Source organism: Legionella beliardensis, assembly GCF_900452395.1.
Taxonomy (GTDB): Bacteria; Pseudomonadota; Gammaproteobacteria; order Legionellales; family Legionellaceae; genus Legionella_C; species Legionella_C beliardensis.
On sequence record NZ_UGNV01000001.1, the window covers coordinates 2,140,062 to 2,154,979 of the forward strand.

Sequence of the window (14,918 nt, forward strand, 5' to 3'; positions counted from 1 at the left end):
CCCTACCACCTTAAAGGGATTTAACTGTACCTTTAGGCAATACTGCCGCAACAGCATTACGTTGGATGTAAATGTCAACGCCCTCAGCAACACTAATTTTGATAAATTGGTCGTCCAAATTTACCACTTTTGCCACCATACCACCTGATGTCACAATTTCATCGCCCTTTTTTAAATTGCTTATTAAATCACGGTGCTCCTTTGCCCTTTTGCTGTTTGGCCTTATTATCATGAAATAAAATAAGACAAAAATAGCAATTAGCATCACTAAAGGAAATGCGCCATCAGTCTGCCCGGTAGGCACTGTTTTAGCTGCAGCTATTGCATCGGTGATAAAAAAACTCATTTTGCTCTCCTCAAACTCGCCATTTTAGCCTTACCCCAAAAGGCAGGACAAGATTGCGTGACATCATATCGGTATTTTGCGCTTACGTAAATGAACATCTACATATTTCAGGCGTTTAATTTTGATTAATAATGTAATTTTGGCAAAAATATAAATTATGCTGCACTAAATAACGCTGTGCTAATAAAGGCGTTTGCCCTAGTAAATGATGTAAATAAGCCCGAGTGAGCTGTGCGCTACAGGTCTTACACTGACAACTATTATCCAGTGTTTGATAATCCATGCTCATTTCTTGAGCAATAATTGTTAACTGCTCATCCTTTTCTCGACTATAAAATAAGCCCATCATGCCATCCAAAGCAGGCCGATTAGTCTCAACAGTATGTTTATTTTCAAGCAACTCTTGCATTTGTGCTAGATTAAAATCACCTAACAAGTACATAGGCTTATCTAACTTCTGAACATCATTAAAAAAGTCTTTAAAAGATTGTTGCTTATAAATACCATAATAATTTAAATGATCTAGATTTAAATGGCTAGGTTCTCCTTGAGGAAAATAAAGTTCAATGTCCGTTTCAGTAACTAGCGTCTGCCAAAATTCGTTAAAAAACGTTAAGCTATCTAATGGTAAAAGTACCTTATTGGGCTTAAGCTCGGCAATTAAAGAAGCTAGCTCTTGTATTGATAGTTGCACAAGTTGCCCATCATAAGTAGATCGAATTAGATAAATTCCATTTGAATTCGCAGGCGGCAAGACTGCATTTAAAACGATAGTTCCTGGCCATGAAATATAATCACGTAATTGAATTAATTTTTTAAGAAAAGCTACGCCAGGCTTTATCATTAAAGCATCTAATTGATAAGCAATTGTTGTAACGCTTGCGTCTTGCCAATTTGCAAAGGTAAGACAGCTACCTGCTTGACTTGTTAGTACTGGCACTAATGTACCTTGACGTTGTTGCATATGAATAATCCAAATTACAGTAATAAACAGGCATCACCATAACTAAAAAAACGATAGCGCTTAGCAATTGCTTCTTTATACAAGGCCATTGTCTGCTGGTAACCAATAAATGCTGATACCAGCATTAATAAAGTTGATTCTGGTAAATGAAAATTGGTAATTAAACCATTACAAAGTTTAAAGGTATAGCCAGGATAAATGAAAATATCTGTCTCATGCTTTCCTGGTTTTAAATAGCCATCTTGCGTGGCACTTTCTAAGCTGCGCATGGCTGTCGTACCCACCGCAATAATACGGCCACCATGTGATTGCGTTTGCTTGACAAGCTCACTTAACTCTTCAGTGATTACATAGTGTTCTTTATGCATTTTATGATCATTAATATTCTCACAACGAACCGGTCTAAATGTGCCTGCGCCAACATGTAGCGTGCAATAGCCTAATTGTATACCCTTCTCTTGTAGTTGAGCTAAAACATAATCATCAAAATGTAAACCTGCAGTAGGGGCTGCAACCGAGCCTTTATGCTTGGCATAAATTGTTTGATAACGCTCTTTATCCAAGGTCTCATCAGTTCGGGTAATATAGGGTGGTAGAGGAATATGTCCAATTTCTTCTAACATTGTTTCGATGTCACCGGAAACAAAACATTGATATAAGTCATCAATTTTTGCCATAACTTTAACTTGCCATTTAGCATCAAGAAATATAGTCATTCCTGCGCGCGGTGCCTTGCTTGCTTTAATGTGAGCGAGGAAATGATGGTCATCTTGGACACGCTCAACTAAAAACTCTACGCGCCCGCCTGTTTCCTTTAGACCAAAAAAACGTGCCGGAATTACCTTAGTATCATTCATCACTAATAAGTCACCTGGCTCTAGTAATTCAGACAATTGACTAAATTGATAATGGGCCTGGGTTTGTGTGTGCCGATTATAATTTAATAACCTTGAATCACGACGTTTCGCTAGAGGGTATTGAGCAATTAACTCTGGAGGTAATTCAAAATAGAAATCTTGTTTATTCATTAACCAACCTGCAAATCATATTGGCTACATTATAACTGCATAAGATTCTTTTAGCATCATTTATAGAATAACCTAGTATTATTGTTATAATACTTTAATTATTAGTTTGTCTTAGTCTTATGTTAACCCTGCGCCAAGTCACATTTTCTCAAGGTAATAAAGTTTTACTTAAAAACGCCTCTATTGCATTACATGAAAAGCAAAAAATTGGTTTAGTAGGGAATAACGGTTGTGGTAAATCAAGCCTTTTTAGCCTTATTTTAGGCCAACTAACGACTGATGAAGGCGAATGCCAGCTTAATCCGCAGTTGCGCATTAGCTCTCTTTCCCAACAATTACCAGACAGTAAAGAGACTGCATTAAACTTTGTTCTCTCTGGCGATGAAGAGTATTTCCTGTTACAGCAGCGTTTAATTGACGCTGAGCGTTTAGGTCATGATGCCGATGTTTTAAGTTGTCATGAGCAACTAAATCAAACAGGAGGTTATAGTAAACCTGCCAAAGCCGCTACTATTATGAATGGCTTAGGCTTTAGCTTTAGCGAACAACAGCAACCTGTTAATAGTTTCTCAGGTGGCTGGCGTATGCGTTTAAGTTTAGGCCGCTGTCTTATGAGCCCGGCTGACTTAATTCTGCTTGATGAACCTACAAATCATCTAGATATGGAAGCAATTTTCTGGTTAGAAAAATGGCTTAAACAGAGTCCAAGTAGTGTGATTGTTATTTCGCATGATCGCGAATTTCTTGATGCCTTTGTCAGTCATATTTTACATATTGAACAGCAAAATACATTTCTTTATACAGGTAACTACAGTGTATTTGAGCAAGCAAGAGCACAAAAACTAGCTTTGCTGCAAGCGACTTATGTCAAACAACAAGAGAAAATTAAGCACTTGATGTCATTTGTTAATCGTTTTCGGGCGAAAGCAACAAAAGCCCAGCAAGCGCAAAGCCGGCTTAAAACGATTGCAAAGATGGAGATAGTTGCGCAAGCTCAAGTTGATTCACCTTTTTCCTTTGAATTTTATCCCTGTCATAAAGTTACTACGTCTCTTATCCGCTGTGAGCAAGTTACTATTGGTTATGAACCGACAACACCTATCTTACAACGCATTAATTTGCTCATTAACCCAGGTGCTCGCATTGGGTTACTTGGCCCTAATGGCGAAGGAAAATCGACATTAATTAAAGCGCTAACCGGAAAACTCGTGCCATTATCGGGAGAAATTTCTCATTCTGCTCATTTAAAAATTGGTTATTATGCCCAGCATCAATTAGAAGAATTAAATTCTAGCTTAAGTCCCCTCGCAACAATTCAAGCACTGTCTCCGAATGCAAGTGAACAAAGTATACGCGATTACTTAGGGGGATTTAACTTTATTGGTGATACCGCAGTAAACTCTATTGAACACTTTTCTGGCGGCGAAAAAGCCAGATTAGCATTGGCAAAACTAGTATGGCAAAAGCCCAATTTATTATTGCTCGATGAGCCTACTAACCACCTTGATTTAAGCATGCGAGCAGCAATAGAAATTGCATTACAAAGTTATGAAGGTGCTTTAATCTTAATTTCTCACGATAGACATTTACTGCGTAGCGCCGTTGATGAATATTACTTAGTTTATCAAAAACAAGTACAACCCTTTAAAGGTGATTTAGATGACTATTATAATTGGCTAACCGATAAAACAACGGGAAAAAACCAACCTACTTCTGAAGCTGGCGTAAATAACAATTATAAAGAACGAAAAAACTTACAAAATAAATTAAAAAAACTTGAACAAGAAGTAGTCAATTATCAGCAACGCCTAAATTTATTAGAAGATAAACTTGCCGATCAAACACTGTATACCGACAATTATTCTACTAAACTACAATCACTTTTACAGGAACAACAAGAAGTTAAAAATTCTCTACTTCTAGCTGAAGAAGAATGGTTAGCGGTGGCTTCCTTTTTAGAAGAAATCAGTGAATAAATTAAGCGCTGATAAACAGTGCCTTAATCCGAAATCAGCTTCAGTTCATTTATTCTTTCAAAATGTGAACTATTTCAGTTAGTAGGAAAATCAAATAGCTTAGCTGCATTCTCACTTAGTATTTTTTTTACTAAATGCTCAGGTAGATTAGCTTCTTTAATATAATTGACTGCAAGTTGATACTTGTCTTGATTAGCATAAGGTTAATCGGTACCCAGTATAATATGTTCTGCAGGATACACAGACAAAGCATGATGCAAAGCTGGGATGTGGCCATGACTTACTGTGTCAAACCAAAATTTTTTAATAAAATCACTAGGTTTTCCTACAATTTCGCCCTCTCCCCAATCTTTATATAAATTATCAATACGTTGCATGATCATGGGTAAACACCCCCCAAGATGGGTACTAACAAATTTAATATAGGGATAACGGCTGGTAACTCCTGAAAGGATGAGATGTAATACACCGTATGTGTCTTCAAATGGCGCACCAATAATCCAGGTCAATTTATAAAGCTGCGTTTGCTCTCCAGTACAACAACCCGCTGGATGTAGAAAAACCACAGCCTTTCTTCGATTCAATTCTGCAAAAATTGGTTCTAGCGAATTTGATGCAACTAAGGATTTTTTTAATACCGTTGTGGTCAGCGTAACCCCTACCATCCCCAATTCATCATAGCAGCGATTAATCTCATCTAATGATTCTTGAATATGCGGAAGTGGAAATATACCAAAGGCTTTAAATCGTTTTGGGTATTTATTAACCAATTGCGCGTACAGATCATTTGCCATACGTGCCCCTTCAACTGCGTCTTTCCTGGCAGCAAAATAGGGAACTTGGGGTACAATCGAAATAACTTGCAAATCAACACCTGCACGGTCCATGTTTGCAAAACGAGTCTCCAATTCCTTCTCGGCTATCCCAGCCTTCATACAACGAGCTACATCAACTAAATCGCTACCCTTTTGTTCTGTATAATCGAGGTAATCTTTGGGAAAGCAATGGGCATGAATATCTATAATCATCCTTATGACCCGGCTAGAATTTATTATTTATTATAGCTTACTCAGAATAATTTTAGTTTTTCAAAAATTGTAAAAACAGCTTAGCTGCCTCTTGTTCGGCTTTGCGTCGATTTGAACCTGAGCCAATTGTGCTGTTAGTCATGCCATTTACAGTGCATGAGATGTAGAAAATTTGCTCATGTTCTTCACCTTCTATTCGAAGTAAAGAATATTCTGGTAATGGCTTTTTCTTTGCTTGCAAAAACTCTTGTAATTGCGTTTTTGCATCTTTCAAGTTCGTTTGTAATTGTTTATGCTCTAAACGAGTGGCAAAAAATTTAAGAATGAGTTTCTGACACGCTTGCAGGCCGCCATCTAAATAAACCGCTGCAAAGACAGCCTCCAAAGCATCAGCTAAAATAGAAGCCCTACGAAATCCCCCACTTTTTAACTCACCCTGGCCAAGAAATAAATAATCACCTAATCCTATCTCCATAGCAATTTCAGCCAAGGTTTCACCCTTTACTAAAAAAGCGCGCAACCGGCTTAATTGCCCCTCGCTTTCGTCTTGAAAACGCTGAAATAGCGCATCGGCGATAACAAAACTTAAAATAGAATCACCTAAAAACTCAAATCTCTCATTGTTATCATTACCAGCACTACAATGCGTTAATGCTTGCTTCAAATAAGCAATATTTTGGAATTCGTATCCTATTTTCCGACAAAAACGGGGTAAATCAATGGGTATCAACAGTAACCTCTTGCGATTCATTAAATTTAAATAATAGACTTATATTATAGACAAGAGGCTTTATTACCAAATAATTTACCGTTACTCGATAATGATTCTCCTGATCAGTAGGTACAATAGTTACATTGTCTGCCTTAATCGTATCTATTCCATTGATATAGAGTTGATTGAGTAATTTTTGTTTTAACGACTCAGCATCAAATGTCATATCTTCATTGCGTACATTATTTAACGCTTTAATAGAGCTTTTAACTTCATAATTCTGTATATAAACAGGTACTATCCGCATGATTAAAACACCCAGAATTACAATGGTTGCTGCTAAAAGTACTACGCCAATAAAAGTAACTCCCTGTTGTTTACGCATTTTTCTTCCTTTAATGAATTAAATGACCTATTTTCGACCAACGGATGCTATCTGTTTTACCATTCCAACTCATCCAGACTAAAAAAGCCTTGCCTCGTAAATATTCATCGGAAACAAAGCCCCAATAACGACTATCAGCGCTATCATCACGATTATCACCCATCATAAAATATTGTCCTTGCGGAACTTCTATTTCGAAATCATAAGCGCCTACATCGGGACGAATGTAGATATCATGCTCGACGCCATTGAGATTCTCGCGGTACTTAGCTACCGCTTTACCTGAACTCTCATCTATTGTTTGTTCAACAAACGTTTGCTTCATTTCCTCGCCATTGACCGTTAGTACCTTATTACGATAAGCAATTTTATCACCAGGGACACCAATAACACGCTTTATGTAGTCATAAGTAGGGTCAGGTGGCCAACGAAACACAGCAATTTGACCTCGCTTAGGTTTTGCCACAGGAATTACTTCTTTCTCAACTACCGGCAAGCGCAACCCATAAGCAAATTTATTGACAGCTAAAAAATCACCTACTAATAATGTAGGTTCTAAAGAGCCTGAAGGAATTCGAAAAGGCTCTACTAAAAATGAACGCAGCAGTAAAACAATAAAAAAAACAGGAAAAAATGAGCGCGCGTATTCAATAATTTTATTAGGCTTTTGATTAGGGGCTCGCTTTTTTTGCCAAATAAGAATATCTAATAAATAAATAACACCGCTTACAAAAGAAAGGATAACTAATAACAACGCAAAATTCATAGTTTATTTTCCTAATAAAAAATTAACCTAGGAAACTTAAGTTCATTTAATACCTTATCAATTTAAGGTAATTAAGTTGCTGCTTCTAAACATCTATTTTTTTCTGTCTGTTTGGAACACAGCCATGAATGCTTCCTGAGGAATTTCAACATGTCCAACTTGCTTCATGCGCTTTTTACCCGCTTTTTGTTTTTCTAGCAGCTTACGCTTGCGAGTTACATCCCCACCGTAGCATTTTGCTGTTACATTTTTGCGCAGAGCTTTAACGGTTTGACGAGCAATAATATGACTTCCTAAGGCTGCCTGAATTGCCACATCAAACATTTGCCTAGGTATTAATTCACGCATTTTATCAGTTAAACCTCTGCCTCGGCTTTGAGCCGCACTGCGATGTACAATCACGGCTAGCGCATCTACTTTTTCACTATTAATGAGTACATCTAATTTAACTAAATCTGCTTCGTCAAAGCGTAGAAAATTATAATCCAGTGATGCATAACCTCTGCTAACTGATTTTAATCTATCAAAAAAATCTGAAACAACTTCACTCATAGGTAAATCATAAGTCACAGAGACTTGACGACCACTGTACATCATATTTACTTGCACACCCCGTCTTTCAACACAAAGTGTGATGATCTGCCCTAAGTAGTCATTCGGTACTAAAATATTAGCTCTGACAATAGGCTCAAACATTTGCTTAACTTGTTGAGTGGGCGGTAACTGGGAAGGGTTATCTATCATCAGCGTTTCACCCTTGGTCGTAATGACTTTATAAACCACTGTTGGCGCCGTTGAGATTAAATCAAGATTGTATTCTCGCTCTAGGCGTTCTTGCACAATTTCCATATGCAACATACCTAAAAAACCACAGCGAAAACCAAAACCTAAGGCTTCTGAAGATTCTGGTTCATAGAATAAAGATGCATCATTTAAACTTAACTTTGCGAGTGCTTCACGAAATGCTTCAAAATCGTCAGCGCTAATAGGAAATAACCCTGCATAAACCTGTGGTTTTACCCGTTTAAATCCCGGCAAGGGCTGTTCAGCTTGAAACTTTTCAAGGGTTAATGTATCACCTACGGGTGCACCTTGAATATCTTTAATACCAGCAACAACATAACCTACTTCACCAGCTTGCAGCATATCGGTTTTAGTACGTTTAGGCGTAAAAATTCCAATTTGATCAACTTCGTATGCTCGGCCTGTTGACATAACACGCATTTTATCACCTTTACGTAGCGTGCCATTGACAATACGAACTAAAGAAACAACCCCTAAATAACTATCAAACCAGGAATCAATAATCAATGCTTGTAATGGTGCATCAAGCTCGCCTATAGGTGGAGGAATATATTGTACTAGCGCTTCTAGTACTTCTACAACGCCTAATCCACTTTTAGCACTTGCGTGAATAGCATGTTGGGCTTCAAGACCAATAATATCTTCAATTTCACTAATGACTCGCTCTGGTTCTGCTTGTGGCAAGTCAATTTTATTAAGTACGGGTAAGACTTCTAAATTCTGCTCAATTGCTGTATAGCAAACAGCCACAGTTTGAGCTTCTACACCTTGTGCAGCATCAACCACTAAAATAGCGCCTTCACACGCAGCCAACGAGCGAGAAACCTCATAGCTAAAATCAACATGGCCGGGCGTGTCAATAAAGTTAAGTAAATATGTCTTGCCATCACGTGCTTTATAATTTAAAGAGACACACTGAGCTTTGATGGTAATACCCCGCTCACGCTCAATATCCATAGAATCTAGCACTTGCTCAGCCATTTCCCGATCAGTTAAGCCACCACAAATTTGTATAAATCGATCGGCTAGTGTGGATTTACCATGATCAATATGAGCTATGATTGAAAAATTTCGAATTCGCGTTAAGTCGCTCAATTGAAAAACCTATTGTTAAAATGTGTGTATTCTAGCTTATTAATCATTTTGCAGAAAGTATGTTTTGATGTCTATTCATACTTTAGCTCGTAAAATGTCCAGCATTTATACGAAATCTAGATTTAATATTAAATAAATAAAATAAATCAGCATTGTTGTCATTAAAATTCTTGCATACAATTAATACCTTTCATAAAGATAAAACGGATGACCATGCGCTTATTTCTAACATTGTGTTTTGCTTTACTCACTTTTTGCAATCAGTGCATAGCCTATGCTGATGCAGCTTTTGTGCAACGCCCAGATGTGCAAAATTTTATTAATTTTATGGTAAAAAATCATGGGTTTAATAAGCAATATATCACCCAAGTAATGAATGATGTGCAGATACAGCCACAAATTATTGAGTCCATGGAAAAGCCTTATGAAAAAAAGCCCTGGGATATTTATAAGCAACTTTTTATAACTCAACAACGAATTGATGGCGGTATTGCGTTTTGGAAAGCTAATCACCAGGCTTTGCTACAAGCTGAAAAACAATATAAAGTGCCGGCTAGTGTTATTGTTGCAATCATTGGCGTTGAAACCTTTTATGGTAAACATCAGGGTAACTATCGGGTACTTGATGCTCTATCAACATTAGCCTTTAACTACCCCAAGCGATCTGCTTTTTTTACTAAAGAACTTACAGAATACTTACTGCTTTGCCGTGAGCATCAAGTTGCTCCCACGCAATATTTAGGCTCTTATGCAGGTGCCATGGGCAAACCACAATTCATGCCAAGTAGCTACCGTTATTACGCAGCAGATTTCTTAGGAAGACCGAAAAAAGATTTAATGAATGACGATAGTGCGGTGATTGCCAGTGTAGCAAATTACTTTCATAAGCATGGCTGGAGTTTAAATCAAAGTGTTGCTCAACCAGCACGCGTAACAGGCAACCAAGTTAAACGAATAAATACTAATTTTAAAAATGCAACTTATGCACCTAAACAACTTATCGCCGCCGGTATCAGACCTTTACTAGACACGCAAAAACAGCCTAATAAAGTTGGCTTAATTGCCTTAGAAACCGCCAAGGGTTCAGAGTATTGGCTTACTTATCCAAATTTTTACGTGATTACTCGCTACAATAATAGCCCGCAATATGCCCTTGCTGTCTACCTGCTTGCGCAAGAATTACAACACCAATGGGCGGCGCTAACCATTAAAAAATCTGCTTACGTCTAATGTGATCTCGGCATACATGCTATTTATAGCGTGTATGTCACTAAAGAACCTTATCCTATACGCATGAAGTCTAAACGCATCAATTTAAGCTTACAGTAAAACGCCGCTTAACTTTTTAAAAGTCTATTTTGGCCATTTTAAAAATTCTAGGTATACTGCTGTAGTGAACGATGAACTTCTTTAATTAAACAAGGATCGGTGTGTCTACCTGTTTTCTATTTATAAAACATTTAACTGATGAAGGCTGTTTAAGCTTAAGCTTAAATACCCAAGGTATCCTTGATGCACCACTAGCACAGCGTAGTTTTAGTGAAATTCAACAATTACAAGCCACTGCTAAAACCATTGTAGTTGATTCTGCTGAACATTTTAGTTTTCATCAAATCGAATTAGCTTGGCTTCCTGAAAAAAAAGCCCGAGTTGCCGTTCCCTATGCGCTTGAAGAAAAACTCGCTGAACCTGTTGAAGAGTTACATTTTTGCTTTAATAAACACTATTATGAACAAGGCCACTACTTAATTGTTGTCTGTAAAAAAAACTACCTAGCTAATATTCTTAATAAGCTAGATACCTATAATATTCGGATTGATTTCTTTACACTTGATTGGTTTGCTCTCGCTCATAATGAGGCTTGCTTTTTAGATCATTACTTGTTAGTTCGTGATAATTCTAAATTCAATGGTCTCTTAAGCTTGGAATTAGCACCTGTTTATTTAGAACAAATACCTCCCGATTTAACTTTATATACGTTTAATAACGATACACCACCTATTATGTTACCGCAGTCACAGCTCATTGATGAAGAGCCACTTGTTTGGGTAGCTAAACGCTTAAAAACACATCATCCAATTAATCTTTGCCAAGGGCAGTTTACTCATGATTCTACAGCAAAGAAGGTCAAAAAATGGTATTATGCTGCTGCCGCTATGTCGTTATTGTGGCTGATTAGTTTAATCACTCTAAATAGCATTAAAATACACTCCTTAAATACGCAATTAAGCGCAGTAGACGCTCAAATTGCTACCATTTATCGACAGTTCTTTCCACAAGCGCAACAAGTTCTTAGCCCGCGATTTCGGATTGGCCAGCTACTTAAAGGCAGCACGGATACTGATAATAATTTTTGGCTTTTACTCAATTCGCTTACCCAAGCTCTAGCAAACAACAATTCCACTATTGAGCAATTACGGTTTCAAAATCAAATCATGCAAGTTACGGTAATTAGCCAGGATTTTAAAGCGCTTGAAGGATTGCAAATTAATTTACAGCGTAAACGCATCAATGTAAAACAAACCCAAGCTTCCTCGAAAGATAATCAAGTTATAGGTGTGTTGGAGCTTAATTTATGATGAATTATTGGAATAATTTAAATGATAGAGAAAAGTGGCTATTAGGCTTAGGATTAATTAGTACACTCATCTATCTCTTTTATTTACTCCTTTACTCGCCACTCATAAGTGCAGTAGATGAAAAAGAAACGCAACTTAAAGAAAAGCAAGAGACCTTAATATGGATGCAACAAGTCAGACAGCAATTGCCTCATAAAAGTAACCTAAAGACTATTTCCAGTAGTAAACTATTAACTGTCATTGCCACTGAATTAACCAATCAAGCCTTACAAAAATTCCCTTATCAATTGCAACAGACAAGCCAGGGCGATATTCAATTATCTTTTGAAAATGTACCCTATAAGACATTTTTAGTGTGGTTGTGGCAGCTCAATAATAATTATGCTTTAACATTAAAACAGTTAGTCATTGAAAAAACAGCGACTGTAGGCTTAGTTAAATTAACAGCCGTCATTGCCAGTAAAACATAGTAAACCGTATTAGATTTCTTATCTAAGCTCTAGGCTATAGATTATCTTTTTATTAGGTTTTTTGAATAAGCGCTAGATTTTGCTTTAGTGCGAAACATAAAACTGCCGTCATTGCGAACAAAGTGAAGCAATCCAGGTAAAGTCTATAATAAAACACCGTGCCGGATTGCTTCGCCAAGGCTCGTAAAGACGGCATTTATATACATTTACATATTAGTAAACAGCTCATAGTAGTCAGGTAAGAGAGCTATTCACTAACCGAGCTTTGAATAGCTCCCCAGTTTTTAACCCCAGCGCTTTGCTTTAAATCTTCAGGTAAATTATTTAAAGCTTTTTGTGCTTCTTCTTGACTAGAGAAACTGCCATATAATCCTTTATAATAATTTTTGCCATTATTTTGATATCTAACTTCTGCGGTTCTATCTGTTTTAGGCGCCATATATAATTTTTTAGCCACTTGAGCTGCTTTTTCATCATCTGCTATTTCAATTGTGTATCCTTGCGGATTCTGGCTACTTACCCATGTTTTATCACGATCTTTAGCCCGTGCCGGAGCATGGTAAGCACCAACATGATAAGATTCAGGAACAGCTACTTCTTGCGAAGAAACAATGGCAGACGAATTATAATCGCCATAATTTATACCCTGTGAATAAACCTGAGAATAATACCTCATGTCATCATAGCGTTGAGATGTGTAGGTCGGTGGATAAGGTATATCACTTACCCTTCCACAAGATGCTAACGCGCTAAAGCAAATACAAACAGTTAAACGATGATAGTTCATAGCATAGTTCTCCCTTTTATTTGCTAATGGGATTGTGCTTTAGACTTTCTCTTGCTCTTATATCTGCTTAATTTGCAAAAAACTTTAATTTATAGGCCTATTCTTGTATCACTAGAAAAGTTGGCATAAAGTTAAGTATTTACACCATACAAAAAATTATGTGGACTCATCGACGCTCTGGCCAGATTAACCAACGCGGTATTCATGACCATCGCGACTCTTATGAAAGAGATAGGACGCGTGTGATTCATTGCCCTGCATTTCGCCGCTTGCAGCGTAAAACACAGATTTTAGGTACTGACGAAGGAGATTTTCACCGCACTCGTCTTACTCATTCATTAGAAGTAGCATCAATTGGCCACAGTATTGTCCGTAATCTGATTGTTAATCAAACAACTTTAGGTGTACCAGATTTATTTCCTAATGATGATTTGATCAGTGTTATCTGCCTACTGCATGATATCGGCCACCCTCCTTTCGGGCATGGCGGTGAGGTTGCTTTAAATTTTATGATGCGTAACCACGGTGGCTTTGAAGGGAATGGCCAAACATTACGTTTACTCACTAAGGTTGAAGACAGCTATGGGCCGTTTGGGCTTGATTTAACTAGGCGATCTTTATTAGGCTTATTAAAATACCCGGTACCTTACAATAAAGTGCAAGCGCTAGCCAAACCGGTAGTCAATGCCACCCTAAATCAAACGATTCGTATCAATGATTGGTTACCGCCTAAAGGTTATTTTGACTCTGAACAAGCTGAGGTTGATTGGCTGTTAAGCCCATTTAATGCCAGTGATAAACAATTATTTCAATCGTTAGCTAAAAAACCTGAAGAAAACAGTCATGGTAAGTCTGCATTCTGTTCATTTGATTGCTCAATCATGACTATTGCTGATGACATTGCTTATGGCGTTCATGATTTAGAAGATGCGATTCATTTACAATTAATTAATCGCGAGCAACTAGATAATGCAACACTGCACGCCTTAATCAAAGAAACATCGCTAAGTGATAATGTTAGAGCGTTAATTAATAATCTTTTTGCCTCCGAGCTATATAAACGCAAGCAAGCCATTGGTGAAATGGTTAATTATTTCATTACTGCTACGTCGGTAGCCATTACTCATACAGATTTTGAGAACATTTTACTTAAATATAATGTCGTACTACGGCAGGAAGCAGCTGATTTATTGAATTATTTAATGCAGTGTATCTATCAACACGTTATTGACTCACAAGCAGCTCGCACTTTTGAATATGGTGGTCAAACTGTTGTATTGCGCCTTTTTGAAGCAATTGCTTCTAACCCCATTGCACTTTTAGATCATAAAAATCGCAAATTATACGAAGAAGCATCTGATGCAAATTCAGCATTGCGTATCGTTTGTGACTATATTGCGAACATGACAGATGAATATGCCTATCGTATGCATGAGAGACTTTCGGGATTTAATACTAGAACTATTTTTGAACGCTTATGAATAGATTCTATGTTAGCAAAAATTCTTTAACCATTAAAATAAACTATTTTAATGGCGTCCCCAAGGGGATTCGAACCCCTGTTACCGCCGTGAAAGGGCGATGTCCTAGGCCTCTAGACGATGGGGACCTAAAACTAACTTATTTATAACCTACATCAGCCAAAAATGGCGTCCCCAAGGGGATTCGAACCCCTGTTACCGCCGTGAAAGGGCGATGTCCTAGGCCTCTAGACGATGGGGACCTAAATTTTCCACCAAAAACCTAAGTTAATGGTGGTGGAGCTAGGCGGGATCGAACCGCCGACCTCTTGCATGCCATGCAAGCGCTCTCCCAGCTGAGCTATAGCCCCAAAAGAGATTGGCAGTTTAATGAGGCTCTTAGAGACTGTCAAGAAATATTTGTAAAATATTATCTAATATAACTTTTAATTACGCTGCCTCATTTAACTGGCTTTAAATGAACCGTCTGTTCTTATCTCTTAAATTTAAACTAGGTT

At 37.5% G+C, this 14,918-nt stretch carries 14 protein-coding genes and 3 tRNA genes; 5 read left to right on the forward strand and 12 right to left on the reverse strand.

All coding sequences use genetic code 11. The features are described 5' to 3' along the window. Positions 1 to 10: 10 nt before the first annotated feature. The 3 genes from yajC to queA all read right to left on the reverse strand — a co-directional run bounded on the left by yajC (position 11) and on the right by queA (position 2,338). Positions 11 to 346, reverse strand: coding sequence for a preprotein translocase subunit YajC (gene yajC / locus DYE47_RS09430; protein WP_115303029.1), 336 nt, complete (start codon positions 344 to 346; stop codon positions 11 to 13). Between the two features lie 115 nt (positions 347 to 461). Further along, the gene (locus DYE47_RS09435) at positions 462 to 1,310 is read right to left on the reverse strand and encodes a tRNA guanosine transglycosylase family protein (protein WP_115303030.1); all 849 of its coding nucleotides are present in this window, start codon (positions 1,308 to 1,310) and stop codon (positions 462 to 464) included. Positions 1,311 to 1,324: 14 nt separating this feature from the next. Then, complete coding sequence (queA, locus tag DYE47_RS09440) at positions 1,325 to 2,338, reverse strand: tRNA preQ1(34) S-adenosylmethionine ribosyltransferase-isomerase QueA (RefSeq protein ID WP_115303031.1); 1,014 nt, start codon at positions 2,336 to 2,338, stop codon at positions 1,325 to 1,327. Positions 2,339 to 2,457: 119 nt separating this feature from the next. Here queA and DYE47_RS09445 point away from each other — a divergent pair, with 119 nt between their 5' ends. Next, positions 2,458 to 4,314 (forward strand): ABC-F family ATP-binding cassette domain-containing protein, encoded by a 1,857-nt coding sequence (locus DYE47_RS09445; RefSeq protein ID WP_115303032.1) that lies wholly within the window; start codon positions 2,458 to 2,460, stop codon positions 4,312 to 4,314. Between the two features lie 203 nt (positions 4,315 to 4,517). Here the strand turns inward: DYE47_RS09445 and DYE47_RS09450 are convergent, their stop codons facing one another. The 5 genes from DYE47_RS09450 to lepA all read right to left on the reverse strand — a co-directional run bounded on the left by DYE47_RS09450 (position 4,518) and on the right by lepA (position 9,104). Then, a complete protein-coding gene (locus tag DYE47_RS09450; RefSeq protein ID WP_115303033.1) occupies positions 4,518 to 5,342 on the reverse strand; it encodes an amidohydrolase family protein in 825 nt (274 codons plus the stop codon). Between the two features lie 52 nt (positions 5,343 to 5,394). Beyond that, positions 5,395 to 6,069 carry a ribonuclease III gene (gene rnc / locus DYE47_RS09455; protein WP_131750076.1) on the reverse strand — a complete coding sequence of 225 codons (675 nt, stop codon included), beginning with the start codon at positions 6,067 to 6,069 and terminating at the stop codon, positions 5,395 to 5,397. Continuing rightward, the gene (locus tag DYE47_RS09460; protein WP_115303035.1) at positions 6,059 to 6,439 is read right to left on the reverse strand and encodes a DUF4845 domain-containing protein; all 381 of its coding nucleotides are present in this window, start codon (positions 6,437 to 6,439) and stop codon (positions 6,059 to 6,061) included. The genes rnc and DYE47_RS09460 overlap by 11 nt, the downstream gene beginning before the upstream one ends. Positions 6,440 to 6,449: 10 nt before the next feature. Beyond that, complete coding sequence (gene lepB, locus DYE47_RS09465; protein ID WP_115303036.1) at positions 6,450 to 7,205, reverse strand: signal peptidase I; 756 nt, start codon at positions 7,203 to 7,205, stop codon at positions 6,450 to 6,452. A 93-nt stretch (positions 7,206 to 7,298) separates the two neighbouring features. Further along, positions 7,299 to 9,104 (reverse strand): translation elongation factor 4, encoded by a 1,806-nt coding sequence (lepA, locus tag DYE47_RS09470; protein WP_115303037.1) that lies wholly within the window; start codon positions 9,102 to 9,104, stop codon positions 7,299 to 7,301. A gap of 213 nt (positions 9,105 to 9,317) precedes the next feature. On the opposite strand from lepA, the gene mltB reads away from it, so the two are divergent. The 3 genes from mltB (at position 9,318) to gspM (ending at position 12,153) form a co-directional block, all read left to right on the forward strand. Then, positions 9,318 to 10,334, forward strand: coding sequence for a lytic murein transglycosylase B (gene mltB, locus DYE47_RS09475; protein ID WP_115304059.1), 1,017 nt, complete (start codon positions 9,318 to 9,320; stop codon positions 10,332 to 10,334). 200 nt (positions 10,335 to 10,534) lie between these two features. Further along, positions 10,535 to 11,683, forward strand: a complete 1,149-nt coding sequence (gene gspL, locus DYE47_RS09480) for a type II secretion system protein GspL (protein WP_115303038.1) — start codon at positions 10,535 to 10,537, stop codon at positions 11,681 to 11,683. After that, positions 11,680 to 12,153: a type II secretion system protein GspM gene (gene gspM / locus DYE47_RS09485; protein WP_115303039.1), complete on the forward strand. Its 474-nt coding sequence runs from the start codon at positions 11,680 to 11,682 to the stop codon at positions 12,151 to 12,153. Before gspL ends, gspM begins: the two co-directional genes overlap by 4 nt. A 247-nt stretch (positions 12,154 to 12,400) precedes the next feature. On the opposite strand, the gene DYE47_RS09490 is transcribed toward gspM, so the two are convergent. Next, a complete protein-coding gene (locus DYE47_RS09490) occupies positions 12,401 to 12,940 on the reverse strand; it encodes an SPOR domain-containing protein (RefSeq protein ID WP_242604202.1) in 540 nt (179 codons plus the stop codon). 158 nt (positions 12,941 to 13,098) lie between these two features. Between DYE47_RS09490 and DYE47_RS09495 the strand changes: the two genes are divergently transcribed. After that, a complete protein-coding gene (locus DYE47_RS09495) occupies positions 13,099 to 14,421 on the forward strand; it encodes an anti-phage deoxyguanosine triphosphatase (protein ID WP_115303040.1) in 1,323 nt (440 codons plus the stop codon). Between the two features lie 52 nt (positions 14,422 to 14,473). Here DYE47_RS09495 and DYE47_RS09500 read toward each other — a convergent pair. The 3 genes from DYE47_RS09500 to DYE47_RS09510 form a co-directional block, all read right to left on the reverse strand. Then, positions 14,474 to 14,549 (reverse strand) — tRNA-Glu (locus tag DYE47_RS09500). A 38-nt stretch (positions 14,550 to 14,587) separates the two neighbouring features. Continuing rightward, a tRNA-Glu gene (locus DYE47_RS09505) sits at positions 14,588 to 14,663 on the reverse strand. A 32-nt stretch (positions 14,664 to 14,695) separates the two neighbouring features. After that, positions 14,696 to 14,771 (reverse strand) — tRNA-Ala (locus DYE47_RS09510). Positions 14,772 to 14,918 lie beyond the last annotated feature (147 nt).

Excerpts from the sequence above, each read along its gene's own strand:
- yajC (WP_115303029.1), bottom strand. The coding sequence starts at position 346 with ATGAGTTTTTTTATCACCGATGCAATAGCTGCAGCTAAAACAGTGCCT.
- DYE47_RS09435 (WP_115303030.1), bottom strand. The coding sequence starts at position 1,310 with ATGCAACAACGTCAAGGTACATTAGTGCCAGTACTAACAAGTCAAGCA.
- queA (WP_115303031.1), bottom strand. The coding sequence starts at position 2,338 with ATGAATAAACAAGATTTCTATTTTGAATTACCTCCAGAGTTAATTGCT.
- DYE47_RS09445 (WP_115303032.1), top strand. The coding sequence starts at position 2,458 with ATGTTAACCCTGCGCCAAGTCACATTTTCTCAAGGTAATAAAGTTTTA.
- DYE47_RS09450 (WP_115303033.1), bottom strand. The coding sequence starts at position 5,342 with ATGATTATAGATATTCATGCCCATTGCTTTCCCAAAGATTACCTCGAT.
- DYE47_RS09460 (WP_115303035.1), bottom strand. The coding sequence starts at position 6,439 with ATGCGTAAACAACAGGGAGTTACTTTTATTGGCGTAGTACTTTTAGCA.
- lepB (WP_115303036.1), bottom strand. The coding sequence starts at position 7,205 with ATGAATTTTGCGTTGTTATTAGTTATCCTTTCTTTTGTAAGCGGTGTT.
- mltB (WP_115304059.1), top strand. The coding sequence starts at position 9,318 with ATGCGCTTATTTCTAACATTGTGTTTTGCTTTACTCACTTTTTGCAAT.
- gspM (WP_115303039.1), top strand. The coding sequence starts at position 11,680 with ATGATGAATTATTGGAATAATTTAAATGATAGAGAAAAGTGGCTATTA.
- DYE47_RS09490 (WP_242604202.1), bottom strand. The coding sequence starts at position 12,940 with ATGAACTATCATCGTTTAACTGTTTGTATTTGCTTTAGCGCGTTAGCA.
- DYE47_RS09495 (WP_115303040.1), top strand. The coding sequence starts at position 13,099 with ATGTGGACTCATCGACGCTCTGGCCAGATTAACCAACGCGGTATTCAT.